Genomic DNA, 17,773 nt, shown 5'->3' on the forward strand with positions numbered 1-17,773 from the left:
ATTGAAGCTTATTCCACTTCAATATTTTTAGCTTCTTCTTTACGAAGACAAATATCATACCCTTTTACACTCATTTCAATAGGATCACCTAAAGTTGCAACCTTTTTGACTTTGATTTCTGCGCCTTTAACGAATCCCATGCCCAATAAGTGTCTTCTTAAACCTACATCACCTGAATCATGGTATTTTACCAATGTGACTGTTTCACCAGGTTTTACATCATTTAAGGTTTTCATAATATCACCATATATTAAAAATAAATTTTTAGGCATGCTAAAAATTATGTAATTAACATTATGTCAATACTCATATATAAATATTTAGTCATGACTAAAAAAAATTGATAAAATGAAGATTTTTCAAAAATCCCCATTTTCTGAATTGAATTTCAACTATCCGAATCCTGCTAAAAGACCAATGTTGTATACAAGGAATGATACAATGTAAGCAGTGACCAATGTTATTGCAGACATTATCAAAGGCCATTTGAAACCGTTGGTTTCCTGTTTGATTGCACCTATTGCTGCGAAACATGGGATGTAGAGAAGTGTGAACACCATGAATGCAAATGAAGATAATGGAGTGAATAAATCATGAACCATTGCATTCATTCCAGCTTCGTCATCCTCTTCAACACCAGCCAATGCACCGAATGTGGATACAACGACTTCTTTTGCAACCAAACCTGTGAGAATTGCAATACCCGCTTGCCATACGCCGAAACCGAGCGGTGCAAATATTGGTGAAATAGCAGTACCTATCATTCCTAAAACACTGTCGGCGGATCCGTATTCAACACCGAACGGCAAAATACTTAAAATCCAAATGACGATAGATGCACCGAGAATAATGGTTCCCGCTTTTCTAAGGAATCCTTTGGTTTTCTCCCAGGTATGCAATAACACACCTTTTACAGATGGTATTTTATATGTTGGAAGTTCCATAACAAATGGAGCTGACATTCCCTTAAACATTGTTCTTTTAAGAATCGCAGCTACAATTAAAGCAACGATAATACCAATTACATACATTGAAGTTGTTACAAGAGACTGTTGGGTTACAACAATCGGTCCGAGTACAAATACAGGAATTGCTGCGAAAAACACAGCTGTAAACATGGAATAAATAGGCATTCTTGCAGTACAGGACATGAAAGGAATGAGCATCATTGCAAGAATACGGTCTGATTCATTTTCCATTGTCCTTGTTGCCATGATTGCAGGCACACCACATCCGAATCCTAAAATCATTGGAATGAATGCCTTACCGTGAAGACCTACAAGCTTGTGCATGATGATATCCAATGTAAATGCTGCTCTTGCCAAGTATCCGCTGTCTTCCAAAATACTTAATAACAGGAACATGATGATAATCTGAGGCAAGAATACAAGTACTCCACCTACACCACCAATGAGCCCATTACAAACAAATGAAGCTAATGTCGGATCAGAAATTGCTGTTTCCGCCCATTCAGATAACATTCCAAATCCTACATCAATTGCATCACAGAACGGTGCTGAAATTGTGAATGTCAACTGGAACAATAAGAATATTACAAATAAGAATATAAATGGTGCTAAAAGCCTATTGGTTACAATCTTATCTATTTTATCAGTAGTTGTTTCTTTTTCTACAGCAGGCCTTTTGACAGCTTCAGCCATCAATCCGCCAATAAATGCATATCTTGCATTAGCAATAACTTCTTCTGCACCTTCTTTATAAACATCATGAAGGTGTTTTGCTACTTTATCGACTTCAATCATAATTTTAGAACCATTGCTGGATTTTTGAACTTTTTCTATTACGATTGAATCTTTCTCTAATAATTTGACTGCAGTCCAGACTGACGGAACGTCCAATAAATTTTTATCCTTTTCTATTTCTGCTTGAATTTCAGACAAATGACCTTTGATGTCATTTCCGTAGGACAATTTTTCACTGGAATCAACCGGTTTTTTGGATTGCTTTTCGACGGTTGTCAATAATTCGTCAAAACCTTCTTTGGTTTTTGCGTTTACTTCAACAACCGGAAATCCTAAAAGTTCACTCATTAAATTTATATCTATTATATGATCCTTTTTCTTTGCAAAATCATTCATGTTGAGAGCCATTACCAAATTGGCACCGAGCTCCATCATTTGAACTGTTAAATACAAGTTACGTTCTAAATTAGCAGCATCAACTACATTAATAATCACATCAGAGTCATCATCCACAATGAAATCCCTTGAAACGATTTCTTCCATAGAATGAGCACTTAATGCATAATTACCCGGCAAGTCCACAACGTCATATTCATAGCTGCCATGCTTGAAACTACCTTCTGCCCTTTCAACAGTTTTTCCAGGCCAGTTTCCTACATGTTGGCGCATCCCGGTTAATTGATTGAATACAGTAGTTTTCCCTACATTAGGGTTTCCTGCTAATCCTACAATTAATTTTGTCATTAACCATTCTCCCGTTTTTATTTAACTTTAATAGACCATTTTTAAAATGATCGAATACTAAAAAAATTTTTAGTTTAAGTTTATCAATTACCAAAAATTAGGTTAACCTAAACATGAATATTATTTTAAATTTTATATTATTTAAAGATTTAGGCATACCAAATAATAACATTTATATATTAAAATATACCAACTGTTATATAACAATAGTTATTTTTTCATGGATAATGATTCTAAAAATTTAGGTGTGCCTAAAAATTTAGAAACATTTATATACTATGACAACCAACTTTAATACAAGTGACATATATTTAGGCACGCCTAAATATTTCACTTCAACAAAACATATTATTAGTCAATAATAATACAATCTCCAAAACAAAACACACATATTAAATTAGCTTTCACAATTTTCTAATTTAATATCGGAAAATTATTCTGCCAAAAAATTTTCCAAAAAAACAATTCAGGTGTTTATAACTCTCTAAAAAGCATAAACACCTAAATCTCTCTTTTTAAATGATTTTATTTCTATAACATCTGGAATCTATCTTCAATATCCCTCGCCATCATAATTAGAGGCGTCATCGTAGATTTCTTCATCCCAATAGTTATATTCAATGTAATCATCGATTTTTTGATTCAAACCCCAATTGTTGCTGTCATAATAATTATATGCATCAAAACCTGAACTGGTGCTTGTAAGGGTTACGTATTTGCTCGCTGAAGCAGATTTGTACTTGCTGTCCCCTTTAAATTTGACTACGACATTATAACTGCCAGTATCATATTTTATGCGCAGCCCCTTGCTGTTATATGATTTATATTCCCATTTATAGTTGCCCTGCGAGTCGGTAATGGTGCAGTTAACCTTTCCGTTGCTTTTTATTTCATGACCCTTGCTGTCAACTATCTTTATTATGATTACACCCTTATTGTTCATCCACTTATCTGTGGATATTTTAATCTTTACGCTTTCCTTTGCAAAAACAGGACCTGAAAGCATAAGCAGACAAATTCCCATTATTGCCAAAATGATGATGATTCTTCTTTTCATGATAAATCCACCTAAGGTCTGATGTGTATAATTTGTTACAACCAATATTTAAATATTAATTTTTATAAAATGATTAGTATGATTGAATATGACGATATAATCAAGGATTCCCCCTTTTTGGCAAATCATTTAATTACATTAATTAAAACCCATGACTTTTTCATCAACAAACACATAAAAAAAGAAACGGAAATCCTTCCCAGCCAGTATTACATGCTGCTGTTTTTATATTATGAAATGGGAACCAACCAATCAGACATTGCAAAGGCCTGTCTGATGGATAGAAGTGGCGTTTCAAGAGCATTCAAAGACTTTGAGGAAAAGGGATTGATTACAAGAGAAGTTGATGAAAACAACAAACGTGCATATAAAATCACATTAACCCAAAAAGGAATCGAAACATCCGAATTTTTAATTGAAAAGGAAAAGGAATGGGATGACATGATTTGCGAGCAGTTAGACATCTCCCGTGATGATCTGCTTGAACTGTTAACTAAAATATCTCTCAAATCACTTGAATTCAACAGAAATCAGTTCTAGTCATATCCCTCGACTTCCAGATAATCGTCAATATCATAATCATCACCGTATTCATAATGGTCATAATATGAACCCGGATCGGTTCTTGACAACGTGTATCTGTCGGGAACTACAGTATGATAATTACTTTGAGAGCCGGAATAGCTTGAGGATGCTCCTGTATAAACCAAATCAAAGCCGGACCGGTTAAGACCCAGAACATCATACATCAAATCGGATTCGCTGTAATGGATATTGTCCGTCGAGAGGATAATGCCGTAGACACAATTGTTTTCCCAGGAATACTCTATGAAACATTTTGCGCCAATCCCAGTCAGATAAGCGGAAATATAAAGATTAACCTTTTCATGAGTGTTGAAACTGTATTTATCAGGTGTTGTCTTCCAAACAATCATATATCCTTTTCTGCCATAGCTGTCAACATATGTTATGTTTTTGGCATCATACCAACCGAATTTTCCGTCAGATGTCTTAAACGAACCGTCAGGAATCTTTTCCTCGCCTATTTTTAGACAGCCTTTCAGTGTAGCCACCAGAAAATCATCACCGCCAATGTCTTCAACCACCTCATCAGTCAAACTTGCTTTTGATGGTGGAAAAATAACGTTGGCTATTGAAGCTGTCGCAAATGTAATAATGAAATATGCAATAATTATACCCGCCAATATTAATGCTATTTTTTTGAGCTTTTCCATAATATTATATTAACACTTTATATACATTAACATTTCTGCTTCAGAACAATTTTTCAGTCCCCAAGCAATTTTACATAATCACTGCAATTTTACTAAATCAAGTAAATATTACTCTATGGCTTAAACAAAGTTTAAATTAAAGTTTAAACAATTAATAGGTATGATAGAATTAGTTATTGCTTGTTTTATAGGCATATTAATAGGAACAACTACAGGAATGATACCTGGAATACATGTCAATACCGCCGGAGCAATACTGTTTGCTTCATCAACCTTCCTTTTGGGTTTCCTAACACCCGAATTCCTATGCATAATAATGGTTTCGATGTCAATAGCACATGCACTCATTGAATTCGTACCGTCAATGCTTCTGGGAGTTCCTCAGGAAGGAACGGCCACATCCATACTTCCGGGCCATAGGATGGTTCTTCAGGGAAGATCAAAAGAAGTGATAAGGATTGTGTCAGTGGGAGGTTTTGGAGGGATTATCACAACAATATTAATGCTTCCGATATTTGCACTAGCTCTTCCGATGCTTCATGACATCTCAAAGCCGTTTACGTGGATTATACTTCTTGTTGCATCAATATATCTGACATATCGCCTGACTTCAAACTTTAGGGATTTTTTATGGTCGCTGCTTTTGTTTGTACTGTCGGGAGCGCTGGGATGGATTATTTTCCAGACCCCAATTTCATCCGGAGTTTCTTTGATGTGCACATTTTCAGGCCTGTTTGGAATAAGCACCATACTTTTCAGTTTAAACGACTCATCTACAATCCCCCATCAAAATCCATTCTACGAGCTTGATTTGGATTTCAACAAGTTCAAAAGCATTTTTGCAGGAGGAATAACAGGAGCGATACTGGGTTTCCTGCCCGGTTTTGGACCTGCACAGGGAACCGTTATTGCACAGGCCGCAAGCGGTACAAACGACAATGACGATGATGATACAGTGAACTTTCTTCTTGCAACCTCTGGGCTGAACGTCTCCGACTGTCTGTTTTCACTGATTGCAATCTACATTATTGGAAATCCGAGAAGCGGAATAGCGGTTTACATGTCTTATCTTATCTCCGAAATGACCCTAAACCATCTGGCAATATTCATTTTTGCATCGCTGATAGCAGTTTCGGTTTCATTAGTGCTGTCCTTAAAACTTGGCGATTCCTTTTCTAGACTGATGAGTGGTGTTGACTATAAGAAATTATCGATTGGAGTGATTTTACTTCAGATACTGATACTTTACATCTTTATTTTCTATTATAAGGCACCATTCGGTTATATGACATTGGCACTGATTACATCAACGGCCATGGGAATGCTTCCCCACTACATCGGCGTTGGAAAATCCCATCTGATGGGCGTTTTGATAATTCCCGCCATTGTCATTTACATGCAGATGTTTATTTAGGTGGAAAAATGACAAATACATTAAAAAAACATATTGACAAATTAAATACTGAAATTGAAAATAAAGAATTTCACAATCCTGATAAAACAACAATATTACCATTAATACAAAGTAATATTCAGGAAAATGAGTTTGATTTAGAAAAATTACTTGAAGATAATTGTACAGAGATTAAAAAATTAAAATTTTTTGAAATGAGCGATTTTTTAATTGAAAGTGAAAAAATTGAAGAATATCTGTCTAAGTTAACAGATGAAATTTTTAATATTCTTCCTGAAGATGCAGACCTACAAAGCATCAATTATCTTCTATATGAAATTTTAATAAATATATATAAACATTCCAGATTTGGAAATGCATATATTCAATTGGATATTTCAAAAAACAATGATAATATCGACATGTGTGTAATTGATGACGGCATTGGAATTTCCGGAAGTTTCAAAGAGGCATCATTATCTTATATAAACGATTGTGAATCTCTTTTTGAAGCAATTAATGGAAAAACTAGTGACAAAGAAAAATATAAATTACATGGAAGAGGTTTAAATTCCTGTGCAAGAATTACCACTCACGGATTTGATGGAGAAATGTTAATTGCATCCGGAAAAGGCATATGTGTAGTTACAACAAAAGGAGCGCAACTATATAAAAACAAATATGGAATAAATGGAACTTTTATAGTATTAAGAATAAATAATAACAAAATAGATAATATTTACGAATATTTGAAATATGAAAGAATTAATAAAATTCAAGAGGCAAAACAATGACTAAATTAGAAATTAATCTTGAAGAAAAATATTCAAAAAAATTAGGTGTTGGCCCAACAGCTGAAAAACTCTTCGATGAAATAAAAAATGAAGAAACTGTTGTGATTAATTTTAAAAACATTGAATTTATGAGCAGATCCTTTGCTCAGGAATATGTATTTCAAAAACACAACACACATGCAAAAATAGAAGAAACAAATATGGTCGACTCAATCCGTAATCTATTAGAAGTCGTTGAAGAGGATTTTAAAAGAAGTTGTTTAAAATAGCTAGATAATTACCACATTATCTGCTATTTCATCAGCTTTTTGCCTAATTTGTGAGATGTCCACACCAGGAAATGCATCAATTACGCACAAATCGGCGTGTTCCACATCCAAATCTTCAAAGGCACCCTGATGTATTTCATAGCCATCATCAATGCCGTTAATTTCCAGATTGTTTTTCAACGCTTCAATCATTTCGGGATTGATGTCATTGAATATTACCTTTTCAAACCCTAATTTTAGCAGATAGATTCCAAGAGCTCCCAAACCGCACATTGAATCAATTACAACCCCTTTTTTAATATCGTTATTGTTAATGTGGTTGTGCAGTCTGACCAGCTTGTCTTCGGTTGTTACAGCCACTTCAATATGGTGAACTGACTGGTTTTTGACAATTACCAACTTTTCACCGAGAAGCGTTCTCATCACATTGATTTGAGTGTCATCTCCCGCAAGAATTTCAAAGTGATTGATGGATGAATCCTTATCAAGTTGGCCTGCAACGTTTTGAGGACTTCCCTTAAGAACGCATTTGACTTCCGGAACTTCCCCAATCAATTTCAATGCCACCTCTTCGGTAAAGTCCGGATGGAGCAATATCAATGTATCTTCACCAATGAACTGAGGATTTAAGCTGCTGAAATAAAATTCAGACAACGGAACCGGCGAATTGCGTCTTAGTGTTGCCTTTTCAGGAACGATTTCAGATTCAATCATTATCTTCAGTATATGACTCATCACAACATCCAACGGCCTTTTGCCGCAACTGCATCTCATGTAGTCCCCATCATAATCATCAAAATTTATCAAATCCCTAAGAGGGGAAAATTTCTTTATCTGAACGTCCCGGCAGTTTTCACATTCATGCAGCGAGTTAATTTTTTCATCCAAATCAATGATAATATCACCCTAAAATTCTTCTTACAATACAATATTGATTTTGGAGTGTTATTATGCTTTCGCAAGTAATAAAAAATATATAAATTAGTAATACTAATCTAAAAACACCTAAAAAATTCTTAAAGGTGAAAAACGTGAACAATAATGAGATTATACCGCAATATGACGTTGTCAGACAAGATTACACTCAAAAGGAAAAAGTTCTCTTAGGAGAACTTCGTGAAAATTTGGTTGATTTGGCCATATCATCAGGTGAAAACTTCCAGCCCGATGAAGAAAAACTTCTAAACGACATCAAAAACTTCCTGTTTGCAAGGTTTACAGGCGACGGTGAAAAGATATCTGCCGAATATCTCGACAAGCTATCCAACAAAATCCTAAGGGATTTAATCGGATACGGTGAAATCGATTCACTGATACATGATGACGATTTGGAAGAGATAATGATCAACGGCATTGACAAGCCAGTATTCGTATACCACAGGAAATACGGAATGATGAAGACAAATGTCAAATTCAGCGATGAAAAGGAGCTGATGGATCTGATAGATTCAATAGCCAGACAGATTAACAGAAGAATTGACCAGGAATCTCCGATATTGGACGGAAGACTGGCTGACGGCTCAAGAATCAACGCAACAATACCCCCAGCATCAGCCGACGGCCCTTCACTTACAATCAGGAAATTCAAAAAAGACCCACTCACAATAATTGATTTGATAAAATCAAAAACAATATCAGTTGAACTTGCAGCATTCCTGTGGCTGTGCTTTGACGGTTTAGGCGTTAAATCCGCAAATGCAATAATATCAGGAGGAACAAGTTCCGGCAAGACAACAACACTGAACGCCCTTTGCGCATTTATTAATCCAAAGGAAAGAATCATAACCATTGAAGACACTTTAGAGCTTCAGATTCCTCACGAACACGTCATCAGAATGGAAACAAAACCTGCAAATGTCGAAAACAAAGGAGAGCTTACAATGAATGACCTTGTAAAAAACTCCCTAAGGCAACGTCCGGACCGCATAATTGTAGGTGAAGTTCGAGCGGGAGAGGCGATTACCCTTTTTACAGCATTGAATACCGGACACTCAGGATTTGGAACACTGCATTCAAATGATGCTCGTGAAACAATTACACGACTAACCAATGAACCGATGTCCGTTCCTGAAATCATGATACAGGCAATTGACTTTATAATAATGCAAAACAGGATTTACACATCAACAGGAGTTTCATACAGAAGAATCAGCGAAGTTGCAGAGGTTGTCGGAATCGAAGAGGGAGTTGTACAGCTAAATAAGATCTTTGAATGGAATCCAGAAACAGACAGGATTGAAAATGTCAGCATTTCAAGCAAATTCCTATCACAGATTGCAAACCTAAGCGGAAATACAATAAATGAGATTCACAGGGAAATTGAAAACCGGGAAACCGTGCTGAACCACATGGTAAAGCATGACATCCGTGATGTAGATGATGTCAAAACAATTCTGGATTTATATTTCAAGGACAGCCAGAAAGTGCTGAACAGAATAATGCTTGGCAGGTGAAGACATGTTAAACAGGTTTTTCATATTGATTGGGACAATAGTATTGTCCACAATCACATTTTTTAAAAACATTTCATTTAAAAGGCAATCTCCCAAAAAGGAGCAGGCAAATGAAACTGCAACATCAATCTTTTCTAGACTGAGCTTCGAAACAACACAACCAAAACATGATGACGACAAACTGGATAAAATAAGGGAACGTTTAATGCCTGTAATGCTTAAAAAAACATCAATAAAAGTCATGATTGCAGTCTGCATCATATCCCTAATCATATTGCCGTTGGAAATAAGCGGAATATTTTTAACAGCACTTGGAATGTTTTATGTATTTCTGATTTATTATCCCAAAATAAAACAGCAAAAAAACTATTCCGACCTAAATCAGGAGCTGCCCTATGCTCTAAGACATATGGGAATTGAGCTTAAATCCGGAAAGGGACTTCATGATACACTGATAACAATAAAAGAAGCAAACTATGGGACATTTTCCAAGGAAATCAACAGAGTCCTTGAGGAGGTTAAATTCGGAAAATCAACTGAGGATGCACTGCTTGAGATGTCAAAGCGGGTGAAATCCGAAGGGCTTCAAAGGGCAGTCCAGCAAATTGTAGGCACTTTAAGGGTTGGAGGAAATCTGGCCCGCAGCCTGGACATTATTGCAAATGACATTTCATTTGAGATGCAAATCAAACTGAAGGAATACGCGCAGAGATTAAATTCATTCATTTTAATATATACGTTCATAGCCATTTTAGCTCCTGTAATCGGTTTGATAATTCTGATGGCCGGTTCTACCGTAATGGGAGATGTGATATCCTCAAGTTTACTGCTGGTGATATATTCACTCTTTTTCCCGATGATTGTGATGTTTATGGGAGTGTTTATTAAAAAATTAGAGCCTAAAGTGTGAAAAAAAATAAAAAAAGGAAGGAATTAACCGAAGAAGGTTTCAATTCCTTTTGATGCCAGCAATCCTACGAAGGCACCTTGTTCATCCATTACAATATTTCCTTTGGAGTATTGGTCAATAGCCGCATTAATCATTCCTGATTTTACTGCAGGGTCTTTTGCAGCATTTGCAGCTGCCTTAACAATTTCAAGTACAGCGTCGCCTCTTGAAACACCGTTACCCCAATCCTCTTCACGTATGAAATCTATACCGCTTACCTGCATTTTGGATCCGTTTATTTCCAAAGGACCTGCAGCAGCAAGAACGGCATCCAATGCTTGGGTATTGACCGCTACAACAGAATCGATTTCAACATTGGTATTATATTGCACGATTTCCTTTGCATATCTCATTGCAACGGAATTGTCAGAGTCCCAGAATGCATCGTGAAGAAGCAGCCTTGATCCTGCTCCCTGAGACTGCGCTTCAGAAGGTTCTGATGCTGTAGGGTGAGTCATTCCACCAGGATAAATGGCTGTGTAATTTTTTAAAGTACCGTCTTCCAAGTGAACGATGAATGCCATGTCACATGCCCCCATACCCGGCCTTGTTTCACTTTCATCGATGGCACATACCAAAATATTTTTGCTTCCTTCAGTAAGTTCACTGTTGGTTCCGATAAACAATGCACCACCAATTATGGCAACAAGACCTATGAGAACAACAATTAAAATAACAAGTATTAATTTTCTAGTCCTATCCATAATTCCTACCTACTATAAACTTATTAAAATTAGTTGATAATATCTAGTTTATATTACTTAAATATTATTGGATTTCTAAAAGAAAAAAGAAAAGAATTTGATTAGTGGCAGTTACATCCAAAAAAGAAACACCATAATTTTTTTAAAATGCTTTTTTTCTCTTTGGATTCCTCTTTGATTTCGCAGCATTTTGCTTTTTTTACATCGTTTGCCATTAAAATCACCGTTTTTAAATGAATAAGATAGGTGAAATTAAATATGGATTTCATATTTAATTTCGTGAGAGTAGTTATATGCTTCACCAAATCAGAAAGAGAGTTAAACTAATTCAGTGAATCGGAGTAAGTAATTTGGTTTAACCAAAATACATCAGCAATCAAAATTAGATTTTTAGGTAGACCTAATTTTTATCACTATACATAATGTTATTGAAGGAAGTATATAAATGTTTAGGTTAACCTAAAAAAGGGAGGTGTTTAACATATTCTGTTAAACACCAAATTTGAGGAAAAATATAGTATGTGATCAAATTTTAAAAAAATAATGGAGAGGTGTTTATCTGGAGAGTCATAAACACCGAAATTCGTTTTGGAAAATTTTTGGCAGATAAGTTTCCCATATTAAATTAGAAAATTGTGAAAAGCTAATTTAATATCTATATTTTTGGAGATTGTATTATTATCGACTAATAATGTATGTTTTGTTTGAAGTGAATATTTAGGTAAACCTAAATATATGACACTTGTATTAAAGTTTGTCATCATAGTATATAAATGTTTCTAAATTTTTAGGTATGCCTAAATTAATTGCAAAATAATAAATTAATGAAAAAATAAGTAAAAAATGATAAAAAAAGAAAAGAAATTGAAAGATTTACATCAATCTTCCAACGCCAGTGATTTCAATACTTGCTACGCCTTCAATAGCTTGAACCATTTCTTCAACAGCTTCAGATCCGCCTTCACCGTCTTCGGTGATGAAGTTTAAGATAATTGCAACTAAACCAAATGCAATTGGTTCTTCAGCAATATCATGGATTTCAGCGCCTTCAGGCATTGAATCTTTAATGGTTGCTTTAATAGCTTCTAAATCTACATCAGGACTGTCTGGCATAATTTTCATAGTTGTTAATACTTCACCCATTCTAATTCCTCCATTTAATAAACTTATGGTCCTTCAAATCCGCATTCACATTTGTAAGCGTGACCAAAAGTACGGCATTTTTCACATCTTGCTATTTTTGCTCCACATTCAGGACATTCGAATTCAACGAATGGTCCTGTTAATGGAATTTCTTGTTTACATGAAATACATTCTACAGTTTTCATTTTCAATCACCTGTTATTTGTGTGTAATCGAAATTATAATCATTTACATTATCATCTATAAGAGATAAAACCCTTTCGGGATATTTTCCGTTCACAACATAACAATTAGTCCCAAACCTTAATAAAAGACTAGGCAACATTACATCAATCGATGACTCCTGAAAAGTTAGTAATTTTGTTGCATCGATTTTACTTATGAATGTTGAACCAGGCTCTTTCGGTTCTTGGGTATATATACCATTTACATTTGTTACTATTAAAAGGTTTGCATTTAAAAGGTGTGAAATGTATGCTGCAATCGAATCTGAAGTCACATCCCAGCTGCATTCAAAGGGATCTTCTGTTTTTAAAAACTTGGAAACTGCAAAAATAGGAGTTAAACCTTCATCTGAAATGTCATTAACCTCTTCAATCGTATAGGCTAGTTTTGCTGATTCCACCTTATCATTGACCAGCTTAGCTATTATGTCCATGCAATCAATGGCTGTCCAGTGGTTAACTTCCTCAGAAAAATTCTGTTCATCATTATATTTACGGATAAGATTTGCAAAATCGCCGCCCCCAAGAACAATGCATGAATTGGTGTTTTTTAGCTTTTTTGCCAAATCTATTGCATAATCCGGGAACAGACTTCCCCCAATTTTTACAACCTGTTTTATGATAATAATCACGACCCTGTTTAATTAAAAGTAGACCTCATCAAATGATAGTTTAGACTATAAAAGTTTCAAATCCCCTGTCACTTCGTCAAGTATTTCATCCTCATCAGGACCAAGCGCCAAAACTGTAATGCTTGATGTAGGTATCTGAGTGCGTCCAGCATCAACTACCAAATAATTGGCAATACCCTTTTCATCAGCCAACTTCTTAAGTTCAATCAGCTCCTCTTTGGTTTGAACCTTTAAAACAACTTTGGCATAAGCCTCATTTTCCCACTTTCGGATTTTACCTGCAGGTGATTTTTTATATGCTCCAATGGCTCCATGACAGCACTGTGCTGCAATTTTACCCTTGCGCATTTTTAAATCTGTTCTGACAATCATTACCTGTTTCATAATACTCACAAATTATGTCTTTCTTTAATTTCAAGGACTTTATCTAAAGGAATACATGATTTTTCAGCAATTATTTCAGGCTCATCACCTGATTTTAAAAAATTAACAATAATCTGTTCCATACCCGCCCTGTATTTGTTTTCGCCATATTCATCAATTAAGCTCATTCTATCACCTAATCTATCACAAATATTATTACGTTCCAAATCATCTTCAACGAATTTATCGGTTGTTAACCACAAAATACCCAATGCCAATTCCAATTGAGAAATAGACAAATTTTTCAATTTATAAATTAATTTAACAACCTTATAAATATATTCAACAATATTCTTACCTTTTTTGCTTAATGGAACTAAAGATAATAATATCACATCTTTACTGGTTGGAATCTCTTTATTTTTAAGTTTAGTTTCAACATTATTAATTATTTCGCTACTGCTCAAATTATTCAAACCGATAACAGTATACTTGAAAGAATTTAATTTGTTGCATTTGTATTCAACAATCTTTGAATCCTCATCAGTGCTTAAAACCACCAAATTAACTTCCTTATCATTCTCCTTATGCTGGTCAGTTATTGCAACATATGAATGTGCTCTTCTTGAGAAATCATCACCGACTTTTGTACTTTGAAACTCGACAATTAAGTTTTCATCATCCAAGTCCAAAATCAAATCAGGTTTGTAGGTAGTTGGATCAATTTGTCTTAGCTCTTTAGTCCAGACTTTAACGTTTTGAGATTCAATGCCCATAATATCCAAAAGAATACGGGCATCCACATCCGCAACATTTTTAAATAACATATCTTCTTGGAACTCTGCCATATATGACACCTCCAAAGTTAATTGATTATTATTAGTTAAAACTAGTTAAAATTAATTTATAATCAAATTAAAGCATATAATTTTAAATAAAATGGTTTTTAAAGAACAATTTTGCAGATTCAAAGCAATATTCCAAAATTAAAGCAATTTTGAAAACTAAATTCTTACAATAATTTAATTAAATAGAATTAACAAAATTATTTATGATTATATTTTTAAGGAGATTATAATGACTCGTATTTCAATTTTAGATAAAGACAGATGTCAACCGAAAAAATGTGATTATGTCTGCATCAATTACTGTCCTGGCGTTAGAATGGATGAGGACACAATTGTAATTGATGAAGACACCAAAAAACCGTTGATATCAGAAGAATTATGTGAAGGGTGCGGAATATGTACAAACCGCTGCCCATTTGACGCTATTACAATCATTAACTTACCTGAAGCGGCCGGTGAGCCAATCCACAGGTTCGGACAGAACCAGTTTGAACTGTTCGGCCTTCCATCTTTAGAAGAAGGAACTGTTTTAGGGCTTTTAGGTCAAAACGGTATCGGTAAATCCACAATCATGAATATTCTGGCCGGAAACCTGATACCTAACTTCGGAGACTATGAAAATCCGGCAGATAACTGGGATAATGTTATTGAATATTATAAGGGATCCGCACTTCAGAAGTATTTCAAAGACCTCTCAGAAGGCAATGTGAAAACCATATTAAAACCGCAGATGGTCGACAAGCTTCCGAAAGTCGTGAAAGGTAAAGTAAGAGACCTGCTTACAAACGTCAATGAACGTGACAAGCTGGACTACGTCACCAAGGAACTTCAGCTTGAAAATGTCCTCGACAGGAAAATGGAAAACCTGAGTGGTGGGGAACTTCAAAGGGTTGCAATAGCCGCAACAGTGCTTAGGGAAGGGGATTTCTACTACTTCGACGAACCTACCTCCTGGCTTGACGTATCCCAAAGACTGAATGCAGTTAAGGTTATCAGATCCCTTGCCGAAGAAGGCAAAAGCGTTCTTGTAATTGAACACGACCTTGCAACTTTGGATGCTCTATCCGACAATATTCACATTTTATACGGTACTCCCGGAGGATACGGTGTAGTATCCGGAAGAAAAGGAGTCAGATTAGGTATCAATGCATACATAAAAGGATTTTTAGCTGAAGAAAACGTGAGAATCAGAAGAAACCCGATTGAGTTTACAATCAGACCTCCGACTCCTGAAGATGAAGGGGATGCACTTGCAAGCTATACTGACCTGAGCAAAGACTATGACGGATTCAAACTGACTGCAGATGCAGGTGAAATATTTTATGATGAAATCGTAACAGCATTCGGTTCAAACGGTATAGGTAAAACCACATTTGCTAAAATGCTTGCAGGAGTGGAAGATCCTACAACCGGAGAAGTTGATGAGGAAGTGACAATTGCATACAAGCCACAGTACATAGTTTCCAACTTTGAAGGAAGCGTCAGTGACTTTTTATACATGAATGCTCCAAGTTTCGGAAGCAAAATCTTTGAAAGCGAAATAATGAATCCACTAACTTTAAATGAACTTTTAGACAAACCTGTCAAAGGACTGAGTGGAGGAGAGCTTCAAAGACTGGCAATTGCAGTAACACTTGCAAAGGATGCGGAAATATATCTTTTTGACGAACCTACAGCGTTTTTGGATGTTGAACAAAGACTTGTGGCTGCAAGAGTCATCAGAAAACTGGTTGAAAGCAGAAATGCAGCTTCACTTATTGTTGACCACGATATCGTATTTATCGATTATATCTCTGATAGAGCAATGGTATTTGACGGAACACCTGGTTTGAACGGTCATGCGTCAAAGCCTACTGATTTGAGAAGTGCAATGAATGAATTTTTAGGAAATCTGAACATTACATTCAGAAGAGATAAGGAAACAAAAAGGCCAAGGGTCAACAAACTCGACAGTTATAAAGACCGTGAACAAAAAGAAAAAGGAGAATATTACTACCTCTCCGATTAGATATTCCCTTATTTTCCATCACCACCCATTTATTAAAAGTATTACTTTTTATACTGATTTTAATGATTTAGTAATACTTTATTTTTAATTTAAAAACTTTAATATAATTTAACCCATAAACATTTATTCAACCACAATTTAAAAGTGATAAAGATGAGTTGTTATAAATACTGGGGAACAATTGAAGAAATTGCAAATAAACTCTCAAGTTATGGGGACTTGGACAAATACGGAGACTCGGCACTTGATAATGTTAATATCGATGAAATCATTGAAATTTTAGACGAAGTTGAAATCATAGCTCACGATAAAGAAATCGATTTTGACTCAGCAAAACACATTCTTGATGATGAAAAGATGAACAAGGCACTGAAGCTGATTCGTAAATTCTACGTTTATATTGGTGCAAGACTGGAAACCGAAAACGCATTAAAAATTCTGGAATCAGACAATCCTACAGAAACACTAGATTCATTTCATTTTTATGAAAGATACATCGGATTAATCAATAACGAAAGCCAATTGGCAAAATTCAATGAAAACAAAACCTTCGTGTTTTTAGGAAGCGGACCACTTCCACTGACTTTAATTATGTTCAACAAGGTCTATGGATGTAAATGTATCGGAATAGAACAGCAGGAAGAAGTGGCGGACCTCTCAAGAAAAGTATTGAAAAGATTAGGTCTTGACAATGATATAAAAATCATTACAGGTGATGAAAATTCAATAGCTGATCTTGAATATGATATCCTAATGGTTGCAGCACTTGCCGAGCCAAAAGAAAGAGTATTTGCAAACATCTGGGAGTTCATAGATGAAAAAACACCTCTGATTTACAGAACATATACCGGAATGAGAGCCATATTATATGCTCCTGTTTTGGAAAAGGACACACGAGGATTCCACAAAGAGGTTATGGTGCTTCCAACCGGAAAAACAAATAACACCTCAGTTTTAATTAGAAAAATAGTATAGCAGTTATTAAAGTTTAGGAGAACAACTTTAATAACCACTCAAAGAGAGTTCCAACCCTAATCTAAGATAGGTTCCTGAGGAGGGAAATATGGTTATGATTACTTTCATGACTTTACGAAAGATAATTCTTTAAATTATCTTTCTAACATTAGTAATTTTCATACTAATCTTAGAAAAACAACTGAAAGACAGAAAGTAAATAGTTATAATCTAACTATTTACTTGATTGTATGGCATATAATAATTGAGTGTTCCATATAAATTATCAGTTACTGATAA

At 35.1% G+C, this 17,773-nt stretch carries 19 protein-coding genes; 8 read left to right on the top strand and 11 right to left on the bottom strand.

Features of this window, described 5'->3' with window-relative positions:
* Positions 1-8 precede the first annotated feature (8 nt).
* The 3 genes from Q0W04_RS01385 to Q0W04_RS01395 form a co-directional block, all read right to left on the bottom strand.
* Entirely contained in the window at positions 9-239 is a 231-nt protein-coding gene (locus Q0W04_RS01385) for a FeoA family protein (RefSeq protein WP_366938610.1), read from the bottom strand.
* A 153-nt stretch (positions 240-392) separates the two neighbouring features.
* A complete protein-coding gene (feoB, locus tag Q0W04_RS01390; protein WP_298499290.1) occupies positions 393-2,447 on the bottom strand; it encodes a ferrous iron transport protein B in 2,055 nt (684 codons plus the stop codon).
* A 553-nt stretch (positions 2,448-3,000) separates the two neighbouring features.
* Positions 3,001-3,504, bottom strand: coding sequence for a hypothetical protein (locus Q0W04_RS01395; RefSeq protein WP_298499293.1), 504 nt, complete (start codon positions 3,502-3,504; stop codon positions 3,001-3,003).
* Positions 3,505-3,582: 78 nt separating this feature from the next.
* Between Q0W04_RS01395 and Q0W04_RS01400 the strand changes: the two genes are divergently transcribed.
* On the top strand, positions 3,583-4,044 hold the full coding sequence (locus Q0W04_RS01400; RefSeq protein WP_298499296.1) for a MarR family winged helix-turn-helix transcriptional regulator: 462 nt from the start codon (positions 3,583-3,585) through the stop codon (positions 4,042-4,044).
* On the opposite strand, the gene Q0W04_RS01405 is transcribed toward Q0W04_RS01400, so the two are convergent.
* Positions 4,041-4,739, bottom strand: a complete 699-nt coding sequence (locus Q0W04_RS01405; RefSeq protein ID WP_298499299.1) for a hypothetical protein — start codon at positions 4,737-4,739, stop codon at positions 4,041-4,043. The genes Q0W04_RS01400 and Q0W04_RS01405 overlap by 4 nt on opposite strands.
* Before the next feature lie 160 nt (positions 4,740-4,899).
* On the opposite strand from Q0W04_RS01405, the gene Q0W04_RS01410 reads away from it, so the two are divergent.
* Genes Q0W04_RS01410 through Q0W04_RS01420 form a run of 3 tightly spaced genes read left to right on the top strand, consistent with a single transcriptional unit; the run spans position 4,900 to position 7,195 of the window.
* The gene (locus tag Q0W04_RS01410; protein WP_298499302.1) at positions 4,900-6,153 is read left to right on the top strand and encodes a tripartite tricarboxylate transporter permease; all 1,254 of its coding nucleotides are present in this window, start codon (positions 4,900-4,902) and stop codon (positions 6,151-6,153) included.
* An 8-nt stretch (positions 6,154-6,161) separates the two neighbouring features.
* Entirely contained in the window at positions 6,162-6,926 is a 765-nt protein-coding gene (locus Q0W04_RS01415) for an ATP-binding protein (protein ID WP_298499305.1), read from the top strand.
* Entirely contained in the window at positions 6,923-7,195 is a 273-nt protein-coding gene (locus Q0W04_RS01420) for an STAS-like domain-containing protein (RefSeq protein ID WP_298499307.1), read from the top strand. The genes Q0W04_RS01415 and Q0W04_RS01420 overlap by 4 nt, the downstream gene beginning before the upstream one ends.
* Here the strand turns inward: Q0W04_RS01420 and Q0W04_RS01425 are convergent, their stop codons facing one another.
* Positions 7,196-8,083, bottom strand: coding sequence for a methyltransferase domain-containing protein (locus tag Q0W04_RS01425; protein ID WP_298499310.1), 888 nt, complete (start codon positions 8,081-8,083; stop codon positions 7,196-7,198).
* A 92-nt stretch (positions 8,084-8,175) separates the two neighbouring features.
* Here Q0W04_RS01425 and Q0W04_RS01430 point away from each other — a divergent pair, with 92 nt between their 5' ends.
* Both Q0W04_RS01430 and Q0W04_RS01435 read left to right on the top strand, forming a co-directional pair.
* Positions 8,176-9,648 carry a CpaF family protein gene (locus Q0W04_RS01430; protein WP_298499486.1) on the top strand — a complete coding sequence of 491 codons (1,473 nt, stop codon included), beginning with the start codon at positions 8,176-8,178 and terminating at the stop codon, positions 9,646-9,648.
* 4 nt (positions 9,649-9,652) lie between these two features.
* Positions 9,653-10,558: a type II secretion system F family protein gene (locus Q0W04_RS01435; protein ID WP_298499313.1), complete on the top strand. Its 906-nt coding sequence runs from the start codon at positions 9,653-9,655 to the stop codon at positions 10,556-10,558.
* A gap of 23 nt (positions 10,559-10,581) precedes the next feature.
* Here the strand turns inward: Q0W04_RS01435 and Q0W04_RS01440 are convergent, their stop codons facing one another.
* From Q0W04_RS01440 to Q0W04_RS01465, 6 genes are all read right to left on the bottom strand, one after another.
* Complete coding sequence (locus Q0W04_RS01440) at positions 10,582-11,301, bottom strand: DUF4012 domain-containing protein (RefSeq protein WP_298499315.1); 720 nt, start codon at positions 11,299-11,301, stop codon at positions 10,582-10,584.
* A gap of 873 nt (positions 11,302-12,174) precedes the next feature.
* The gene (locus tag Q0W04_RS01445) at positions 12,175-12,444 is read right to left on the bottom strand and encodes an elongation factor 1-beta (RefSeq protein WP_292810782.1); all 270 of its coding nucleotides are present in this window, start codon (positions 12,442-12,444) and stop codon (positions 12,175-12,177) included.
* Positions 12,445-12,467: 23 nt separating this feature from the next.
* Positions 12,468-12,629 (bottom strand): zinc finger domain-containing protein, encoded by a 162-nt coding sequence (locus Q0W04_RS01450; protein WP_292782670.1) that lies wholly within the window; start codon positions 12,627-12,629, stop codon positions 12,468-12,470.
* Between the two features lie 2 nt (positions 12,630-12,631).
* Positions 12,632-13,300 (bottom strand): delta 1-pyrroline-5-carboxylate synthetase, encoded by a 669-nt coding sequence (locus Q0W04_RS01455; RefSeq protein ID WP_298499319.1) that lies wholly within the window; start codon positions 13,298-13,300, stop codon positions 12,632-12,634.
* Positions 13,301-13,345: 45 nt separating this feature from the next.
* Complete coding sequence (gene pth2 / locus Q0W04_RS01460; RefSeq protein WP_298499322.1) at positions 13,346-13,684, bottom strand: aminoacyl-tRNA hydrolase; 339 nt, start codon at positions 13,682-13,684, stop codon at positions 13,346-13,348.
* 5 nt (positions 13,685-13,689) lie between these two features.
* Positions 13,690-14,511, bottom strand: a complete 822-nt coding sequence (locus Q0W04_RS01465; RefSeq protein WP_298499325.1) for a hypothetical protein — start codon at positions 14,509-14,511, stop codon at positions 13,690-13,692.
* Positions 14,512-14,740: 229 nt separating this feature from the next.
* On the opposite strand from Q0W04_RS01465, the gene Q0W04_RS01470 reads away from it, so the two are divergent.
* A complete protein-coding gene (locus tag Q0W04_RS01470) occupies positions 14,741-16,519 on the top strand; it encodes a ribosome biogenesis/translation initiation ATPase RLI (RefSeq protein WP_298499327.1) in 1,779 nt (592 codons plus the stop codon).
* 153 nt (positions 16,520-16,672) lie between these two features.
* On the top strand, positions 16,673-17,494 hold the full coding sequence (locus Q0W04_RS01475) for a nicotianamine synthase family protein (RefSeq protein WP_298499330.1): 822 nt from the start codon (positions 16,673-16,675) through the stop codon (positions 17,492-17,494).
* The last annotated feature ends 279 nt before the right edge of the window (positions 17,495-17,773 follow it).

Source organism: uncultured Methanobrevibacter sp. (assembly GCF_947170395.1).
In the GTDB taxonomy this organism is placed as follows: Archaea; Methanobacteriota; Methanobacteria; order Methanobacteriales; family Methanobacteriaceae; genus Methanocatella.